Annotated in this window: 15 protein-coding genes; 8 read left to right on the forward strand and 7 right to left on the reverse strand. The window is 67.3% G+C overall.

What is annotated here, in order from left to right; all coding sequences use genetic code 11:
• Positions 1–142: 142 nt before the first annotated feature.
• Positions 143–2,011 carry a PAS-domain containing protein gene (locus tag TSO5_RS12475; protein ID WP_109151905.1) on the reverse strand — a complete coding sequence of 623 codons (1,869 nt, stop codon included), beginning with the start codon at positions 2,009–2,011 and terminating at the stop codon, positions 143–145.
• Between the two features lie 266 nt (positions 2,012–2,277).
• On the opposite strand from TSO5_RS12475, the gene TSO5_RS32200 reads away from it, so the two are divergent.
• From TSO5_RS32200 to TSO5_RS32925, 4 genes are all read left to right on the forward strand, one after another.
• Positions 2,278–2,559 (forward strand): hypothetical protein, encoded by a 282-nt coding sequence (locus TSO5_RS32200; protein ID WP_146203731.1) that lies wholly within the window; start codon positions 2,278–2,280, stop codon positions 2,557–2,559.
• Positions 2,560–2,750: 191 nt separating this feature from the next.
• On the forward strand, positions 2,751–4,226 hold the full coding sequence (gene ccoG / locus TSO5_RS12480) for a cytochrome c oxidase accessory protein CcoG (protein WP_247870725.1): 1,476 nt from the start codon (positions 2,751–2,753) through the stop codon (positions 4,224–4,226).
• A 205-nt stretch (positions 4,227–4,431) separates the two neighbouring features.
• A complete protein-coding gene (locus TSO5_RS12485; RefSeq protein ID WP_109151907.1) occupies positions 4,432–4,989 on the forward strand; it encodes a hypothetical protein in 558 nt (185 codons plus the stop codon).
• 177 nt (positions 4,990–5,166) lie between these two features.
• The gene (locus TSO5_RS32925; RefSeq protein WP_199230873.1) at positions 5,167–5,337 is read left to right on the forward strand and encodes a hypothetical protein; all 171 of its coding nucleotides are present in this window, start codon (positions 5,167–5,169) and stop codon (positions 5,335–5,337) included.
• A 24-nt stretch (positions 5,338–5,361) separates the two neighbouring features.
• Here TSO5_RS32925 and TSO5_RS12490 read toward each other — a convergent pair whose 3' ends face one another.
• The 3 genes from TSO5_RS12490 to TSO5_RS12500 all read right to left on the reverse strand — a co-directional run bounded on the left by TSO5_RS12490 (position 5,362) and on the right by TSO5_RS12500 (position 8,294).
• A complete protein-coding gene (locus TSO5_RS12490; RefSeq protein WP_109151908.1) occupies positions 5,362–6,528 on the reverse strand; it encodes a cytochrome c peroxidase in 1,167 nt (388 codons plus the stop codon).
• 154 nt (positions 6,529–6,682) lie between these two features.
• Positions 6,683–7,528, reverse strand: a complete 846-nt coding sequence (locus tag TSO5_RS12495; RefSeq protein WP_109151909.1) for a uroporphyrinogen-III synthase — start codon at positions 7,526–7,528, stop codon at positions 6,683–6,685.
• A gap of 145 nt (positions 7,529–7,673) precedes the next feature.
• The gene (locus tag TSO5_RS12500; RefSeq protein WP_085091122.1) at positions 7,674–8,294 is read right to left on the reverse strand and encodes a class I SAM-dependent methyltransferase; all 621 of its coding nucleotides are present in this window, start codon (positions 8,292–8,294) and stop codon (positions 7,674–7,676) included.
• Between the two features lie 304 nt (positions 8,295–8,598).
• Between TSO5_RS12500 and TSO5_RS12505 the strand changes: the two genes are divergently transcribed.
• Together TSO5_RS12505 and TSO5_RS12510 are read left to right on the forward strand one after the other, a co-directional pair.
• Positions 8,599–10,419: an ATP-binding protein gene (locus TSO5_RS12505; RefSeq protein WP_109151910.1), complete on the forward strand. Its 1,821-nt coding sequence runs from the start codon at positions 8,599–8,601 to the stop codon at positions 10,417–10,419.
• Positions 10,420–10,426: 7 nt separating this feature from the next.
• Positions 10,427–11,809, forward strand: coding sequence for a sigma-54 dependent transcriptional regulator (locus TSO5_RS12510; RefSeq protein WP_109151911.1), 1,383 nt, complete (start codon positions 10,427–10,429; stop codon positions 11,807–11,809).
• Between the two features lie 13 nt (positions 11,810–11,822).
• On the opposite strand, the gene TSO5_RS12515 is transcribed toward TSO5_RS12510, so the two are convergent.
• The gene (locus TSO5_RS12515) at positions 11,823–13,523 is read right to left on the reverse strand and encodes a glycosyltransferase family 39 protein (RefSeq protein WP_158282412.1); all 1,701 of its coding nucleotides are present in this window, start codon (positions 13,521–13,523) and stop codon (positions 11,823–11,825) included.
• A 205-nt stretch (positions 13,524–13,728) separates the two neighbouring features.
• Between TSO5_RS12515 and TSO5_RS12520 the strand changes: the two genes are divergently transcribed.
• Together TSO5_RS12520 and TSO5_RS12525 are read left to right on the forward strand one after the other, a co-directional pair.
• Positions 13,729–14,205: a MerR family DNA-binding transcriptional regulator gene (locus TSO5_RS12520; RefSeq protein ID WP_109151913.1), complete on the forward strand. Its 477-nt coding sequence runs from the start codon at positions 13,729–13,731 to the stop codon at positions 14,203–14,205.
• Positions 14,190–15,815 carry a 3-(methylthio)propionyl-CoA ligase gene (locus TSO5_RS12525; RefSeq protein WP_109151914.1) on the forward strand — a complete coding sequence of 542 codons (1,626 nt, stop codon included), beginning with the start codon at positions 14,190–14,192 and terminating at the stop codon, positions 15,813–15,815. Before TSO5_RS12520 ends, TSO5_RS12525 begins: the two co-directional genes overlap by 16 nt.
• Before the next feature lie 42 nt (positions 15,816–15,857).
• On the opposite strand, the gene TSO5_RS12530 is transcribed toward TSO5_RS12525, so the two are convergent.
• Positions 15,858–16,373: a DNA-binding protein gene (locus tag TSO5_RS12530; protein ID WP_109151915.1), complete on the reverse strand. Its 516-nt coding sequence runs from the start codon at positions 16,371–16,373 to the stop codon at positions 15,858–15,860.
• A 589-nt stretch (positions 16,374–16,962) separates the two neighbouring features.
• Positions 16,963–18,456 (reverse strand): glycerol kinase GlpK, encoded by a 1,494-nt coding sequence (glpK, locus tag TSO5_RS12540; RefSeq protein WP_109151916.1) that lies wholly within the window; start codon positions 18,454–18,456, stop codon positions 16,963–16,965.
• Positions 18,457–18,574: the final 118 nt, after the last annotated feature.

Consider the following 18,574-nt stretch of genomic DNA (forward strand, 5'->3'; position numbering starts at 1 on the left):
GTGGCCGAGTGGTTAAAGGCAGCAGACTGTAAATCTGCCCGCGTTAGCGTACGCTGGTTCGAATCCAGCCCCTTCCACCATCGCATTCAAATAGAGAGCGTCCGGCGAACGGAACGGCCCTCGCGTTTCAAAAATCTGCCGCCTACAGCGGCAGCGGTTCGGCCGGAGTCACGCGCGGGAAGCGCAGCGTGAAGGCGGTCCCCGCCCCCGGTGTGCTGTCCAGCCGCAGCCGACCGCGCAGGGTCCGCATGACCAGCGTATAGACGATGTTCAGCCCCAGCCCGCTGCCGCCGCGGTCGCGGCTGGTCGTGAAGAAGGGCTCGAACACCTTGCCATGCAGTTCCGCCGGAATGCCGCGTCCGTCATCGGCATAGACCAGCTCCACCTCTCCATCCATCGCCGTGACGGTCACCGTCAGCTGGCCGCGCACCCCCGGGTCGTAGCCATGCAGAAGCGAGTTGATGACGAAGTTGGTCAGGATTTGGCTGAACGCCCCCGGAAAACTGTCGATCGTCAGATCGTCCGGGCAATGGACGGCAACCGTATGACCGCTGCGGCGGATGCGCATACCCAGGCTGCGCAGAACCTCGTGGATGTAGGTGTTCAGTTCGAAGACGCGGCGCTCCTCGCTCGCCTGATCGACGGCGATCTGCTTGAAGCTCTGGATCAGTCGGGTGGCGCGCTCGATGTTCAGCAGCATCAACTGCGTCGCCTCGTCGGCGATGTCGATGAACTCGGCGAAATCGCCCCGCCGCAGCGCACCGGCCTCGAACAGGTGGCGCAGCGCGCGAGTCTTCTCCGCCAGCAGTGAGGCGCCGGTCAGGGCGATGCCGACCGGCGTGTTGATCTCGTGCGTCACCCCGGCCACCAGCGAGCCCAGCGCCGCCATCTTCTCCGCCTGGATCAGCTGGACCTGCGCCTCCTTCAGGTCCTGCAGCGCGCGTTCGGCCTCCTCCTTGGCGGCGCGCACGGCTTCGGCCGCGCGCACGCTCTCGGTGACGTCGGTGTGGGAGCCGACGATGCGGAAGGGCTTACCGTCGCCGCCCGCGACGGCAAGCGTTCGCGTCTCCAGGAAGACCGTGGCGCCCGAGCGGTGGTGAAAGCGCTGCAGCAGCCGGCCCTCCGACCGCCGGCCGGCCGCCAGATCCCGTTCCATCTCCAGTGCGGCGCCGAGATCCTCGACGTGGATCAGTTCCTCCCAGCGGCGGCGGCTGTTGTCCATCTCCGCCTCGGAATAGCCCAGCAGGCCCCACCATTGCAGGGAGAACCACACCTCGCCGGTGCGGAGATCCCATTTCGAGATGCCCTCGCGCGCCGCTTGGATCGCCAACTCCAGCAATTCCCGGCTGGAGGCGACCTCGCGCTCGGCCTGCTTGCGCTGGGTGATGTCGGTGTAGGTGGTGACGAATCCGCCGTCGGGCAGCGGCAGGGTCACCGTTTCGATGACGACGCCGTCAGGCCGCACGCGCTCGTTGTAAAAGGGCCAGGAGGCCTTGCGGATATAGTCCAGCCGCTGCGCCACCAGATCATCGACTTCGCCGCGGCCATAGCCGCCCTGCTCCGCGATGTGGCGGACCACCACCTCATAGGGCTGGGCATAGCGCGGAAATCCGGGATCGATGTAGAGCAGTTCCAGCACGCGCCGGTTCCAGGCGACCAGCCGCAGGTCATGGTCGAAGGCCATCACCCCTTGGCTGAGGCAGTCCAGCACCGAACTGGTCTTCGCCCAGGGCTCCTGCTCGGCCGGCGTCGCAACCGCATCGATCGCCGTCAGCAGCCATTCGTCCGCCCCGCCGCCGCCCAGCGCCAGGGTCACGGCGCTGCCGTCGGGGAGCCCCCGCGTCAATGGACAACCGCGGCGCAGGTCGGCAACGGCGGCACAACCCAGCAGGCCGCCGAACAGCCCCTCCAGCGTCGCATCGGCCGGCACGGCGAATCGGGCCGCGAAGGCGGCATTGGCCCATACCAGGCGTTCGTCGGCGTCAAAGCGGGCGAACCCGGTCTCCCCCATGCCCGTGCCTACTCCCTCCGCTGAAAGGCGGGTTGAATTCACGATCGGCGTCCAACCGACGGGAGAAACCCGGCGGCAGGACACGCGGCGTGACCCGCGATCGCATTCTTGTCTCTTGACGGTTGACGGGCAAGCGTCATTCCGCACCTGCCGGCGTCCGGACCCGGCCGGGAGACCGGTTGTTTTTACGAAACAGTGAAGCTTAATCCTGCGCCTGTCCAGGGGCCGTGGCGGCCAAGCCGTTGTCCAGGATAAGGATTTGCACGATGGCGGATGCGGCGGCCTGTGGAAGCACGTTCCTGGCGGAGCCGACCGCCGCGACGATTTTTCCTGCCCGGTCCGCGCTTCGGCCGGCAGGACCGCATGCATCGGCCAACCATCACGACGATATCCTGACACTGGTGGCCGACATCCTGCGCGTCGCGCCTGCGCCTGTCCTTCCTGTCGGTAACCGTCGGCAAGCCCTGACGGTGCGCTTAACTGATTGCTTTGCTGCAACACAGTATAGTCTCAGTATTGTGCGTGATACCTTTATTGCCGAACAATAATCAGCTTGTCGATTGGCCATCTGGCACAGTATTAACGGACCCCGAAACGCGGATCCCTCGAACCGGTGAAAAGCCTTAGATCTGGAATGGCTTTTCGGAATATCGACGTTGTTTGACAGAGGTCAAACACGCCGCACTGGTGGTCGAATATGCTCCGCGCCAACGTGGAACCGGAAATCAGGCGCATCGACATGCCAGACGGAAGCATCGTTCAGCAGGGCTCAGCCCAACCCGCCAAGGTCCCGCTGTACGAAAGCCATAAGACGATTCATCCGAAGGCAGTCAAGGGCCTCTATCGACGCCTGAAGACCGTCACCTTCTCCGTTCTTCTGGCGCTGTTCTTCATCGCTCCCTGGATCCGGTGGGAACGCGGTCCCGACGCGCCCGCCCAGGCGGTGTTGTTCGACCTGACCACGCCCCGATTCTTCCTGTTCTGGATCGAAATCTGGCCGCAGGAAATCTACTACCTCACCGGCATCCTGATCGTCGCGGCGCTGGGCCTGTTCCTGGCGACGGCGCTGGCCGGCCGCGTGTGGTGCGGCTTCGCCTGTCCGCACACGGTGTGGACCGACCTGTTCGTCTGGATCGAGCGCATCTTCGAAGGCGACCGGGCCGAACGCATCCGCATGGAAAAACAGCCCTGGACGACGCGCAAGGCCCTGCGCAAGGCCGGCAAGCATGCGGGCTGGCTGACGCTCAGCCTCGTCACCGGGTTCGGCTTCCTCGCCTATTTCACCGACGCCCCGGCCCTGCTGCATGATCTGCTGACCTTCCAGGCCAGCTACGAGGCGGTGTCCTTCTTCGCCATCTTCGTCGGCATGACCTATGTGATGGCCGGCTGGGCGCGCGAGCAGATGTGCATGTACATGTGCCCGTGGCCGCGCATCCAGACCGCGATGCTGGACGAACATTCGCTGATCGTCACCTATCAGGCCGACCGCGGCGACAACCGCGGCCCCAAGCGCAAGTCGCAGAATTGGGACGAGCGGCGCGCCCAGGGCTTCGGCGACTGCATCGACTGCGGCCAGTGCGTGCAGGTCTGCCCGATGGGCATCGACGTCCGCACCGGCGAGCAGGCGGACTGCATCAATTGCGGCCTGTGCGTCGACGCCTGCGACAGCATCATGATCCAGCAGGGGTTGCCCACCCGCCTGATCGCCTTCGACAGCCTGGCCGCCCAGGACACCCGGGCCTCCGGCAAGACCTATCAGTGGCGTCTGATCCGCCCGCGTATCATCGTCTATGCCCTGCTGATGCTGGTCATCGGCGGCGCAATGGCCTGGAGCTTCGCGCTGCGCCCCAGCCTGAACATCACGGTGCTGCGCGACCGCGCGCCGCTGTTCGTGACGCTGTCGGACGGCTCGATCCGCAACGCCTACACCTTCAAGGTCGCCAACAAGACCCGGCAGGACCGCTCCTACACCCTCAGCGTCGCCGGCCTGCCCAATGCCGAGATCAAGGTGATCGGCGAGGCGGAGGATGAGGCCGCCGCCCACACCGCCACCATCTCCGCCTCGCCGGACAGCGTCGCCACCTATCGCGTCTATGTTACGGCCCCGCGCACGGCGGTCTCCGCCACGTCGCTGCCGCTGACCTTCCAGCTGTCCGACACCGGAACGAACGAGAAGAACAGCCACGACAGCGTCTTCATGGGTCCGGCGAACTAGCGTCCGAACCCTCCTTGGCACGAGCGCGAAAGGCGGGGGCCGGCGGATCGGCCTACCGCCTTTCGTGTTTCTGCGCAAAGGGAGGGCACCCGCATGGGCAGTTTGCGCGAGCTGGCAAGCCACTCACCTGACTCAAGCGAACGAAGGCTGGGCCGCGGCGACGCCGGGCCTGCCTGTAGCGAGGTGGCAGAGAGGTGAGACACCCATGCTTTTCGACTTCGAGCCATCCGGCATCAACGACACCTACCTGCGCCTGACGCGGAACGGGCTGTCCTGCATCGTCGCTCCGGCCGGGGCGTGGAACGGACTTCTGCGGGTCAATTACATCGTCGCCGGCGCCCCCGGCGGCGGCGAGCCGCACATGATCTTCCGCAGCCTGGATGCCGGCTGGGACGATGGCCGCTTCTGCTGGAAAGGTCGGGCGGCGCCGGTGATGACCAGTTCCGCCATGGTCGACATCCTGCTGGAACGCGGGATGGTGACCGACGCGGAGGCGGAGCGGCTGCTGTTCGGCATCAACACGCCGGCGGCCGGCGCCACGTCGGACGAGACGCTGATGATCCGCGCGCTGCTCAGCGGCTGCAGCTTCACCCCCGTCTACGACCAGCAGCCGCTCAGCACCGAGCCGCCGGTGGTCGCCGGATTCGCAATGCGCACTCTGGCCGATCCCGGCGCCTACATGCTGGAGGCCCGCAACGGCCTGCCGGTTCTGGACGGCGAAGCCCGCGACGCCCTGCGCCGGCTGGTCGGTCTGGTGATGTGACGCCCTCCTTCTTTGGTCGAAGACGGGGGCGAAATCGACCGAATCCCACCCCTATGGCGTAGGGACTAGACCTTCGGGCGATAGAAACTGTCACGTTGCCGGGACATTCTTATTGCAACTGCTCACAGGAGCCATGCTGCCGCCGACCCCGATCCCTTGCGAGAGAGCCCGACCGCCATGAACGCCACTCTGTCCCATCGCTGCACCGCCCTGATCGACCGCGCCCGCGCCGCCTGGCTGAGCCAGCCGCTGGCCCGCAAGCTGGCGTCCCGCAATACCTCCGGGCGACGCCGGATGTCGATGGAACTGCTGGACATGGAACTCTTCCGCATCGACATCGGCGGCTGAAGGGGGCGGCTGAAAGGGTCTGCCCTATTTCGCCAGCAGGTGTTCGTACCGCGAGTCGGTCAGCGTCTTCATGAAGGCGACCAGCGCCTTGACGCGGCGGGTGTCCAGCGCCGGCGCCGATTCCAGTTCCTTCGTCGACAGATTCGCCGCCACCTCCGGCAGTCCCCAGGGCTTGCCGGCCTCCGGATTGATCGCGGCCTTTTCCGTCCGGTTGTTGTAGTGGTCGTAAAAGCGCACGACCGTCTCCAGATCCTTGAAGACGCCATTGTGCATGTAGGGGCCGGTCACCGCGACGTTGCGCAGGGTCGGCGTCTTGAACTTCCCCTCATAGGCGGGCTTGGCCGCGGCCGGATTGTCGTGCAGCCCGCGGTCGGCGAAACCAGGCTTGCCGGAGGCGTCGCGCAGGGCCGGATTGGCGGGCACGCCGATGTTGTGATGTTCGTAATTGGTGAACATCTCCCCCTCCGCGGCCGGCATCGCCTTCAGCTTGTGACACTGGTTGCAGTTGGTGAACTGGGTGGAGAAGAACAGGGTCATGCCCAAATCCTCCTCCGGCGTCATCTTGTAGTCACCGCGCAGATAGCGGTCGTATTTCGAATCGAAGGGCGCGAAGCGGTCGGTCTTTTCAAAGGCGGCGAGGCTGTCGGTCATCGCGTCATAGGCGCGCCCGGCATCATCCAGCACCCCGGCGCCGTAGAGCGCCACGAAGGCGCGGGCATAGTCGGGATTCTCCGCCAGCCTGTCTCGCGCCTGCTCTTTGGAGGTCAGCCCCATCTCCGCCGGGTTCAGCGGCGGCCCGCCGGCCTGATCCTTCAGCGTCGCGGCGCGGCCGTCCCAGAACTGGCCGCCGACCGCCTTGCCGTCCGCCTTGATGTGGAAGGCCGGCGTGAAAGCCGCATAGGCCGCCGTCGGCGCGTTGCGGTCGCCCACCGACTTGCCGTTGTCGCCGACCGACGCCGCCCCGCCCGCCCCGCCGGTGCGCGGATCGGCAAAGCCGAAATCCGGGTTGTGGCAGTCGGCGCAGGATTGCGTACGGTTGGCCGACAGCGCCGTTTCGGAGAACAGCGCCTCCCCGAGTTTCTCCTTGCTCGACAGATCCGCGGCATGAACGGACCCGCCCCCGGCCAGACCGGCCGACAGCAACGCCAGCGCAAGCGCGTGGCGGGACAGGGGAAAAAGACGGACGGACATGACGACGCTCCTGGCAACGGCCGCTGACTGGGGCAACAGACTGGGGCCAACACTGAGCGTCAAAGGTTAATCGAGAGTGAGAATCGTTATCAATTTGTCCGCGCATAAGGAGGGTGGGGCGAAAGGTCGCTGGCCCGCAAAGGGCGATGGCCGGTCAGACCGGCTCGCTCCCCTCCCCCTCCGTCAGCAACCGGCGGATGGCGTTGACCAGCGGCTTCATGTGGAAGGTCGACTCCGGGGAAACCGCGACGGTGCCGCCGGCTGACTCCACCGCTTCCGCCACCACCGGGCCAACGGCGGCGATGCGCGTCCTGGCAAAGCCCTGACGGAAGGCGTCACCGAGACCGCAGGCCTCCGCCACCTCGTGCAGGCGCCGCACCTGGGGCGAGGCGGTGAAGGCGACGAAGTCGATGCGCCCATCCGCCATGTCGCGGATCGCCGTCTGGACGGCGCCGGTCTCCGAATCGTTGGCGTAGCGGTAGGGAGTGACCGCCACCGGACTGCCGCCGCCGGCCCGCACCGCCTCCAGCAGAGGTTCGTTCGGGTTGTCGGGGTAGAGTTGGACGCCGACGCGGCGGCCGGTGAGGTTCTCCTCCCCCAGCATGGCGATGACGCCGTCGGTGGTCGGGGCCGGAGCGGATTTGTAGGGGGCGCAGCCGATCTCGCGCAGAGCCTTCACCGGCTTCGGCCCACGGACGAAGACGCGCGCGCGGCCAATGGCGGCGACCACGTCAGCCTCACGCTCCATGGCGCGGGCGACGGTCATCAGCCGCCGCAGCCCCTCGCCGGTCAGCAGGACGATGTCGTCGAACCCTTCGGTCAGCAGCCGCTCCAGCCAAGCCCTTGCCGGCGCCGGATCGTCGAGGTCGAGGATCTTGACCAGCGGGCAGCGGATCGTCTCGGCGCCATGCTGCTCCATCATGCCCGCGAACAGGTCGAGGTCCCGGCTTTCCGGCACCAGAATCCGCTTTCCCGCCAGATCGCCGCCCTGCTCGGCCATATTCCCGCTCCCATGATCGCGTGTGTGGTGACGGCGAGACCAGATCGGATCGCGTAAAATCGGAATCGATTTGGAGCGTGAATCCAATCGCCAACCATAAAGCTACAGCAGGCGGCGGACCCGGTCACGCGCGACGAACGGCCTTCTACCCCCGCCGGCAATGCAGCAGGCTGAACAACCCGAAGGGCGGCAGAGTGCGGATGCTTTCCACCGCCAGCCGCGAGCCGGCCATCATCGCGTCCAGCGTGAAATCGGGCCGCCAGCCGAGCTTCTTCGAAAGCGGCGACAGCCAGCCCTCCACCGCGCGGCGGACGCCGGGGCGGGGGGCGGCGAAATGGTTGACGATGACGATGTCGCCGCCGGGTTTGCAGACGCGCTCCAACTCCGCCATCGTGCCCTGGGGGTCGGGAACGACGGTCATCACATACATGGCGACCACCACGTCGAAACTGCCGTCGGCGAAGGCCAGCTTGCCGGCATCCATTTCCAGCAGCCCTTCGACATGGTCGAGCTTTTCGCGCTCCACCCGCTCCTGCGCCACCTTCAGCATGTCGGTGGACAGGTCGATGCCGACGACGCGGTTGTCCTTGCGATAGTCGGACAGCGACAGGCCGGTGCCGACCCCAACCTCCAGGATGCGCAGACCACCGCGGCGGTTCAGCCACTCCACCGCCGCATGCCGGCCGGAGGCCAGCAGCACGCCGAACACCCGGTCATAGAATCCGGCATAGCGGCGATAAGCGGCGCGAATGGATTCGGCGTCCATGATCCTGTCTCCCCCGTTTCGATCCCGTTGCCTGCATGCGCCGCAAGGTCCAGCCCAAGCCGGCAGCGGCGCACCATACCCGCCTTTTGCATGCCATGAAAGTGACGCAAACAACAGAAGCCCGCCAATGTCACCGCTGTCGGACCCGTTCATTTGTCATATCTGCTTGGTTGATTTGTGTTCGCACGACTCCTCGATATTTTTGATTGGACGTTCATTCAAGAACCCCGACCGTTTTACCAACCCGTCCGGCCGCCGGAAAAGGCGCTGGACAGCATCGCCCCGGCGGTCCCATAGACAGGCCATGGCCGACCCCGTTTCCCCCCGTTCGCTGCGCCACCGCCGGCTGGCGATCCTCGTCGCGGCGCTGGCCGCGGTGACGGCGCTGGCCTGCTGGGGCGCCTATCGCTGGGCGGAGGCGGAGGCGCGGGCGGCCCTGACCCTGAACGGCGACCAGCGGCTGGGTCTCTATGCCAGCAGCATCCGCAACGCGGTCGGCCGCTACGACTACCTCCCCTTTCTGGTCGCCCGCGACCATGAGGTGCTGGACCTGCTCGATGCGCCGTCGGAAGCGCGGCGCGACGCGGTGAACCGCCGGCTGGAGACGGCGAACGAGGCGGCGGGATCGGCCGCGCTCTATGTCGTGGACCGTTCGGGCCTCGCTCTGGCGGCCAGCAACTGGGCCGATCCGGCGCAGAGCTTCGTCGGCCAGACCTATGACTTCCGCCCCTATTTCCGTCAGGCGGTGGAGTCCGGCAGCGGCCGTTACTTCGGCATCGGCGTCACCACCGGCCTGCCCGGCTATTTCCTGTCGCATGCCGTGCATCGGGGGGAGGCGCTGATCGGCGTCGCCGTGGTCAAGATCGACCTGGAGCCGCTGCAACGCGATTGGGCCGCCGGTGGCGAGCGGGTGCTGGTGACCGACGAGAACGGCATCGTCTTCCTGTCCAGCCACGCCGACTGGAAATACCGCGCGCTACGCCCGCTGCCCGACACGGTAAAGGCCCGTCTGGCGCAGACCCGCCAGTATGACCGCAGCGACCCGGCCCCGCTCGGCCTGCGCGACGGCCCGCTGGCGGAAAATGGCGCGCGCCAAGTCAGCCTGCCCGATCTCAGTCTGCCCGACCCCCTCTCCCACGGCGCCCGCCACGCCTACCTGATGCAGGAACTCCCCCTGCCGGAATTCGGCTGGACCATCCGTTTCCTGTCCGATCTGGAGCCGGTGAAGGCCGAGGCGGCGGGCGCCGCCGTGCTGACAGCGATGGGAATCCTGCTGCTGGCCGCCGCCCTGGCGCTGGGCTGGCAGCGGCGCCAGACCCTGCGGCTTCAGCACGAGGCCCGCGTGACGCTGGAACGCCGGGTGGAGGAGCGCACGGCCGAACTGCTGACCGCCAACCACGTCCTGCGCGAGGCGCAGGAGGAGCTGGTGCAGGCCGGCAAGCTGGCGGCTTTGGGCCAGATGTCGGCGGCGCTGGCGCACGAGATCAACCAGCCGCTGGCCGCCATCCGCACCTTCGTCGCCTCCACCCGCCTGCTGGCCGAGCGGGGCGAGACGGCGATGGTCCGCGACAACCTCGCCATGATCGGCGATCTGGCGGAGCGGATGGCGGTGCTGTCCGGTCATCTCAAGGACTTCGCCCGCAAGGGTCCGGCGCGGGTGGAGGCGGTGCCGGTCGCCCGCGCCATGGACCGCGCGCTGGCCCTGCTGGCCTCCCGCCTGCGCGAGGAGGAGGTGCAGGTGGAGCAGAGCATCCCACCCGACGCCCGTGTGCGCGGCGACGCGGTGCGGCTGGAACAGGTCTTCGTCAACCTTCTGCGCAACGCCGCCGACGCCATGGCCGAGTGCGAGGAACGGCGCCTGACCCTGACCGCCGACCGGAATAGCGAGGGCTGGGAAATCCGCATCCGCGACACCGGCACCGGCATCGCCGAGGCGCACCAGTTCCAGCTGTTCGACCCCTTCTTCACCACCAAGGAGGTCGGCCAGGGGCTTGGCTTGGGGCTGTCGCTGTCCTATGGCATCGTGCGCGACTTCGGCGGCACGCTGCGGGCGGAGAACAATCCCAACGGCGGCGCCTGTTTCGTCGTCCAGTTGCCGGAAGCCCAATCGCCGACCGCCCAATGAGGACCAGATGAAGACCGATCCGCTCGCCACCCCCGTCCTGTTCATCGACGACGAGCTGGCGATGCGCGTGTCGGTGACGCAATGGCTGCAGCTGGCCGGCTTCGCTGCCCAAGGCTTCGAGACGCCGCAGCCGGCGCTCGACCTGCTGGCGCCCGACTTCCCCGGCGTGCTGGTCACCGACGTGCGGATGCCGCGGATGGACGGCATGGCGGTGCTGGAGCGGGCGCTGGAGCGTGACGCCGACCTGCCGGTGATCCTGGTGACCGGCCATGGCGACGTGGCGCTGGCGGTGGAGGCGATGCGGCGCGGCGCCTACGACTTCATCGAAAAGCCCTTCGAACCCGACCATCTGGTCGCCGTCATCCGCCGTGCGGCGGAGAAGCGGCGGCTGGTGCTGGAAAACCGCGGCCTGCGCCGCCGGGCCGGCGGTGGCGGGATCGAATCGAAGCTGATCGGCACCTCCCCCGCCATTGCCGAACTGCGGCGCGACCTGATCGACCTCGCCGCCACCAGCGCCAGCGTGCTGATCCATGGCGAGACCGGCACGGGCAAGGAGCTGGTCGCCCGCTGCCTGCATGATTTCGGTCCCAGGGGGGCGAAAGGTGCCTTCGTCGCCGTCAATTGCGGCGCCATCCCCGACAGCATGGCGGAAAGCGAGCTGTTCGGGCATGAACCCGGCGCCTTCACCGGCGCCACCCAGCGCCGCGCCGGCAAGCTGGAGCATTCCAGCGGCGGCACCCTGTTCCTCGACGAAATCGAGAGCATGCCGCTGGCCATCCAGGTCAAGCTGCTGCGCGCCCTGCAGGAACGCACCATCGAACGGCTGGGCTCCAACAAGCAGGTTCCGGTCGATCTGCGGCTGGTGGCGGCGACCAAGATCGATCTGCTCGACCTCAGCGAGGAAGGGCGGTTCCGTGCCGACCTCTATTACCGCCTGAACGTGGCGGAGCTGCACATCCCGCCGCTGCGGGCGCGGGCGGAAGACATTCCGCTGCTGTTCGACTATTTCACCGCGGAGTTCGCCGCCCGCCATGGCCGCGAGCCGCGCCCGCTGGAGCCGGCCGACATCGACGCGCTGCTGGCCCATGACTGGCCCGGCAATGTGCGGGAGCTGCGCAATCTGGCCGAACGCCATGTCCTGTCGGTCGGGCGCAGCGGCGTCGCCGGCCTGCTGCGCCGCCGTCCCGTCGGCGGAGAAGCGGCGGCGGCACCGCGCGCGCTGGCCGATCAGGTCGACGCCTTCGAGAAGCGGGTGATCGAACAGGCGCTGGACCGCTGCAAGGGCGACATCAAGTCGGTGATGGACCTGCTGGACATCCCGCGCCGCACCCTGAACGAAAAGATGGCTCGCCACGGGCTGGACCGCACGCGCTTCCTGCCCAAGGGATGACGGCGGCGACCGGTCACCAATGCCGCTGGTGGCGGCCGGTGCGCAGGCGGGCCATCTCGACGGTTGCTTCCGCCGGCTCCGCCGGCTTGCGCAGATCCTTCACCACCGCCAGCAGGGCGCCGTCGCGTTCGACCTCCGCCACCGTCGGACCGGTCATCAGCGCGTCGCAATCCTCCTGCGTCGGCGCGATGAAGAAGTCCGCCTTGTGCCAGTCGGTAACCCAATGCAGGTTGGCCGGCGCCAGCTTTTCGAATGCCAGCGGCTCGGCGCAGACGGCGACGCTGTAGGTCTTGTGATGGTGGGTGCGCGCCTCTTCCGCCGCGATCACCTCGGACAGGTCCTCCACCGCTTCCGGCAGGCTGTTGACCCAGTAATCGACATCATACTTGCGCACCGCGCCGGCGACGCCGCCGACCAGCTCGTTGAAATAGACATATTCGTCCGGATGCAGCGACTCCAGGACCGTTGCCTCGCGGCCCAGCACCAGCGCCAGCGCAACCCCGGCCAGGGCCGCCGCCGACAACCCGCGTCCGGTCCGCTGCGACACGCCGAACCTCCAGGCCCCGGCCCAACCGAGCAGCCGGTCGAGCCCGATGCCGCCCACCACCGCCAGCGGCGGCAGCACGAACAGGAAATGGCGGATCGCGGTGTAGCCGGGCGCATGGGTGATGGTGAACCATGCGACCGGGAACAGCGCCGCCAGCGCCACCAGCCCGCAGCCGACCGCGCGGACCCGCCCCTCCTCGCCCATCAGCCGGTCGCGATACATCATCATCGGCAGCACCAGCAGCCCCAGCGCCACCCCGCCCAGCATCACCAGCGGCAGCTTGACCCCGAGATACCAGACCAGATAGCTGCGCGGCACCTCGTACATCCAATATTCGGTGCCGCCCAGCATGGTGCGGATCGGGTAATGGAAATGCGAGAAATCGGCCAGCGCCCGCAGCGGGTTCAGCGGCTCCAGCACCGCCCAGGGCCAGAAGAGCGCCATCAGCCCATAGGCGACCGGCAGCGCCGGCAGCAGCCGCAAGGCCCCCCGTCCGGCGTCGCGCAGCCGTCCGGCGGAAACTCCGCCCACCAGCACCCAGCCCGCCAGCGCCGCCGCCGCATAGCCGGCCACCAGCAGCGCCCCGACCCGGATGCCCAGCGCCAGCCCGACGACCACGCCGAATCCCAGCACCGTGCCCCAACGCGGCCGCGGCATCTGCCCGACCAGCCGGATCAGCATCGCCACCGAGGCCATCATCAGCACGCCGAAGGGCACGTCCTTGGTGTGGTTGAACAGCCCGCCATACCAGGGTCCGCACAGCGCCAGCAGCGCCCCGGCCAGGAACCCGGCCCGCGACCCGGCGACCCGGCGGCCGACGCTCCAGACCACCGCGATCCCCGCCACCCCGATCAGGGCGCACAGCAGGTGCCGCGTCTCATAGGGGTCGAAGGGCAGCAGCGGGGCCAGCGCCACCGCAGCCATGTCGAACAGGCCACCGTAGAGAAAGAGGTTCTTGTAGGTGAAGGCCGAAGCGTCGGTGAAGCCGCTGCGGTACCAGTCGATCAGCTTGGCGCCATAGACATGCTGCACCTCCTCGTCGTTGGAGATGCCGTACTGCCGGAAGGTGACGGCGACCAGCACGATCAGGGCCAGCAATCCCAACGCCGCGGCAAGATCCCACGGCTCGCCCATCAGCCGGCGCAAAACGCTGCTCTTCCCCCGCACGCCCGGCTCCCCCGCTTCCCGTCCGCAAGCCCCCCAAGGCCAATCTGCAGAAAGCACCGGCCGCCGCAGCTTGTCATGTGAAATCTCTGACATGACCGTGGATGCGCGGACGCTCCTCACGACGCGACATAAAGTCCGCTTTAGCTCATTGACGTTGACTTCCCCCCGGCAGCCGTGGCGAAATCGTTGACGCAGGGGATTGTCCATGGCCGAACGGGATCGGGTGTATGGCGTGACGGAGTTGGCGGCGGAGTTCGACCTCACGCCGCAGGCGTTGCGCTTTTACGAGGAAAAGGGACTGCTGGCGCCGCAACGGGCCGGGGGACGGCGGGTGTTCACCTACCGCGACCGCGCCCGGCTGATGCTGATTCTGAAATTCCGGCGGGTCGGCTTCTCGCTGGAACAGATCGCCGAATACCTTGCCCATTACCGCTCCGGCCGGCCCAGCGCCGGGCAGTACCGCGACGGCCTGCGCAAGATCCGCGCCCGCCTGACCGAGCTTGAGCGCATGCAGTCGGAAATCGCCGAGGTGATCGGCGAGTTGAAGGCAATGGAGGGCGATGCCGAACGGCGGCTCGCCGCCTGCTTGCCTGACTCCTGCTTGCCTGACGAAGACCCAAAACAGACCGTGCCCACACAGAAGAGAAATGAACCGGGAGTGAAACGATGCTGCGCGGAATGATGATGAATGGCCCGCTGCTGGTGACGTCGATCCTGCGTCACGCGGCGCTCTACCATGCCGACACCGAGATCGTGTCGCGCACCACGGAGGGGCCGATCCACCGCTACACCTATGCCGACGCCTGGGTCCGCGCCCAGAAGCTGGCCAATGCGCTGGCGGCGCTGGGGATGCAGCCGGGCGACCGCATCGGCACGCTGGCCTGGAACGGTTACCGTCATCTGGAATGCTATTACGGCATCGGCGGCTCGGGCATGGTCTGCCACACCATCAACCCGCGCCTGTTCCCGGAACAGATCGCCTACATCGTCAACCACGCCGAAGACCGGCTGCTGTTCACCGACCTGACCTTCGTGCCGCTGCTGGAGGGCATCGCCCACGAACTGACCGGGCTGAAGGGCATCGTCGTGATGACCGACCGGGCCAACATGCCGGCCTCCAGCCTGCCCAACCTGCTGTGCTACGAGGATCTGCTGGCCGAACAGCCGGACAGCTTCGAGTGGCCGGAGCTGGACGAGAACACCGCCTGCGGCATGTGCTACACCTCCGGCACCACCGGCAATCCGAAGGGCGTGCTGTACAGCCACCGCTCCTCCTACCTGCATGCCATGGCCGCCTGCATGCCGGACGTGTTCGGCCTGTCGGCGTCGGACGTGGTGCTGCCGGTGGTGCCGATGTTCCACGTCAATGCCTGGGGCGTCCCCTATGCCGCACCGATGGTCGGCGCCAAGCTGGTCTTCCCCGGCGGCAAGCTGGACGGCGCCAGCCTGTACGAGCTGTTCGAAAGCGAAAAGGTCACCAACACCGCCGGCGTGCCGACCGTCTGGCTGGCCCTGCTGAACTGGCTGGACGCCAACAAGAAGAAACTCACGACCATGCGCCGCATCGCCATCGGCGGCTCCGCCTGTCCGCCGGTGATGATCCAGCGCTTCCAGGAGATGGGCGTGGAGGTTCTGCATGCCTGGGGCATGACGGAGACCAGCCCGCTCGGCCTCGCCAACATGCCGAAGGGCAAGCATCGCGGGATGGACGCCGACGCGGCGCTGGCGCTCGCCTCCAAGCAAGGGCGACCGATCTGCGGCGTGCAGTTCCGCGTGGTCGACGGCTCCGGCAACGACGTGGCCCGCGACGGCACCAGCTTCGGCCGGCTGCTGGTGCGCGGGCCCACAGTCTGCTCCGGCTATTTCGGCGTGACGGAAAGCCCCGCCCATCAGACGGTGCCGGGCTGGTTCGAAACCGGCGACGTGGTGACGATGGACGCCGACGGCTATGTCCAGATCGTCGACCGCACCAAGGACGTCATCAAGTCCGGCGGTGAATGGATCAGCTCCATCGACCTGGAGAACATCGCCGTCGGCCATCCCGGCGTCCAGGAAGCCGCCGCCGTCGCGGTTCCCGACGAGAAATGGGGCGAGCGCCCGGTGCTGGTCGTCGTCCGCAAGCCGGACTCCACCCTGACCCGCGAGGAATTGCTGGCGGTCTTCGACGGCAAGGTCGCGAAGTGGTGCATCCCCGACGACGTCCGCTTCGTCGACAGCCTGCCCCACACCGCCACCGGCAAGCTGCTGAAGAGCGAGATCCGCCACATACTGACCAGCCCGGACGGGGTGTGACCGAGCACGGCCGGGGGCGGTCTTCTTCCGTCCCCGCCGCGTTCATTCGGCAGCGATCAATTCGGCAAGCCGCCGCCGCTGGATGTCGGCACCGATCTTCGATGCGATGCGCGCAAGCTCGACCGACCGGGGATCCGGGTGGAGATCGGTGTTGCGGTCGAACCAGACCAGCACCTCTGCCAGACGCCACAGGCTGGGATTGCCGGTATAGACCGGATCGGGGAAGGCGGCTGCCACCGTCCTGATCTCGCCCGCGGCATATTTCCGGATGTTCTGGCGCGAACAGCCGACGATCTCCGCCAGATCGGCGAGGTTGACCAGATCGGGCGAGATCTCGGTCAACTGCGCACCGGGGATCGCGGTCAGCACGTCGGCGATGGCGGAGCGGACAGCGGCATCGGCCGAGACCGCCTCCCGCGAGAAGTCCAGCGCGATGGCCCCACGTCGCCCCACGCCGATGGTGGCGTCATCGCAGCCGGCTTCGAACAGGGCATCCAGCCACGCCGTCGGCTCTTCCCGGTCGGGCGGCAGGCGGAACTTCAGCACGAACTCCCACATCTCGCACCCACTCCCTAGGGTTTGCCCGCGGTCGGGCGGCCCGCATAAATACAGCCGTCGACCGCCCGGCGAATCTTGCGCGCCTCGTTCTCCGGCACCCGCGGTGTACTCCAGACCGAGATCTAGCAGAACTCCCCGCACCGGCAGTCGGCCTCGTTTTCCGGGCAACGCAGCAAGCCCCAGCAGTGTCCATGGCCCTTCTGCCACGTCCAGCCCCGATGCTCCGCATAGAGGACGGCCTCCTCGATCTCCTTCTTCGGATGCCTGTTCCGCGGCACGCCCGTCTCCAGCACATGATTATGGGATAGGCCATATGGTTGTCAACAGACAACCGGGTTGTTTATGACCCTTCCCTGTTCTCTCTTTTCATGCCGACGACCATCATGCAAGTGGATGGCATTGCGGTCGTGCCGGAAAAAGAAATCGGGCCGGACGGCATGAACCGTCCGGCCCAGTGTCCTCGCGGGAATGGCGAGGACGACGCACCCGAGGGAGGAGCGCGCAACCAAGGTCAATCTACCGGCCGACGAAGATGGCGACTTGTTCGTCTGCGCCACAAACTCTGCAAATTCACGCCATCAAGGCTGCTTCAGCGCTCCGACCGCACCCGCGCTACGGCATCGCGCCAGCCGCCATAGAGGCGGTCGCGCCTGTCCTGCTCCATGTGCGGTTCGAACCGGCGCTCGCTGCGCCAAGCGTCGGACACAGAATCCAGCCCGTCGAACACGCCGACCCGCAGTGCCGCGAGGCAGGCGGCACCCAGCGCCGTGGTTTCGATCACCTTCGGCCGTTCGACCGGCATGTTCAGCAGGTCGGCCAGGAACTGGCAGAGCCAGTCGTTGGCGGCCATGCCGCCGTCGATGCGCAGCGCGTTGATGGTGCCGCCCCAATCACCGGCCATCGCCTCCATCAGGTCGCGGGTCTGGTAGGCGACCGCCTCCAGCGCCGCGCGGGCGATGTGGGCGGGGCCGACGTCCAGCGTCATGCCGAAGATCGCGGCGCGCGCATCCGAATCCCAATGCGGCGCTCCCAAGCCGACGAAAGCCGGGACGAAATAGACGCCGTGGCTGTCGGGAACGCGGGTCGCCATGTCGTCGGTCTGGCTGGCATGGGTGATGATGCCGATGCCGTCGCGCAGCCACTTGATCGCCGCCCCCGCCACGAAGATCGAGCCTTCCTGAGCGTAAGCAGTCTTGCCGTTCAGCCGATAGGCAACGGTGGTCAGCAGCCGGTTCTTCGACACCACCGGCGTCTCTCCGGTGTTGATCAGCGCGAAGCAGCCGGTGCCGTAGGTCGATTTCGCCATGCCCGGCGTCAGGCACGCCTGCCCAAAGGCCGCCGCCTGCTGGTCGCCCGCCACCCCGGCAATGGGGATCGGCCGGCCGAGCAGCTCCGGCTCGGTGGCGCCGAAATCGTCGGAGCTGTCCAGCACCCGCGGCAGCATGGCGCGCGGCACCCGGAACAGCGCCAGCAACTCGTCGTCCCAATCCTGGGCATGGATGTCGAACAGCATGGTGCGCGAGGCGTTGGTCGCGTCCGTCGCATGCACCCGGCGTCCGGTCAGGTGATAGATCAGGAAACTGTCGATGGTGCCGAAGCACAGCTCGCCGCGTTCGGCCCGCGCACGGGCGCCCGGCACATGGTCGAGAATCCAGGCGATCTTGGTGGCGGAGAAATAGGCGTCGATCAGCAGGCCGGTCTTGGCGCGCACCAACTCGGCATTCCCTGCGGCGACCAGATCGTGGCAGAGCGACGCGGTGCGGCGGTCCTGCCAGACGATGGCGCGGTGGATCGGCTCGCCGGTGGCGCGGTCCCACACCACGGCGGTCTCGCGCTGGTTGGTGATGCCGATGGCGGCGATGGACGCGACATCGACCCCGGCCTTCTCCACCGCCTCGCGCGCCACGGTGCGGATGTCGCGCAGGATGTCGGCGGGATCATGCTCGACCCAGCCGTCGCCGGGGTAGTGCTGAGGAAACTCGCGCCGCGCCTCGGCCAGCGGAGTCCCCCTGCCATCGAACAGGATCGCCCGCGACGAGGTGGTGCCCTGGTCGATGGCGAGGATATGGCCGGCCTTGGTCATGGAAGCGTTCCCTCGTGATTTCTTGGGCTTTTATACCCTCTCCCGCCCCGGGAGAGGGAGGGACCCGCCGAAGGCGGGAGGGTGAGGGGTGATCCGAACATGGATTTCTATCATTGGA

The sequence above is a fragment of the Azospirillum sp. TSO5 genome, from assembly GCF_003116065.1.
Classification (GTDB): domain Bacteria; phylum Pseudomonadota; class Alphaproteobacteria; order Azospirillales; family Azospirillaceae; genus Azospirillum.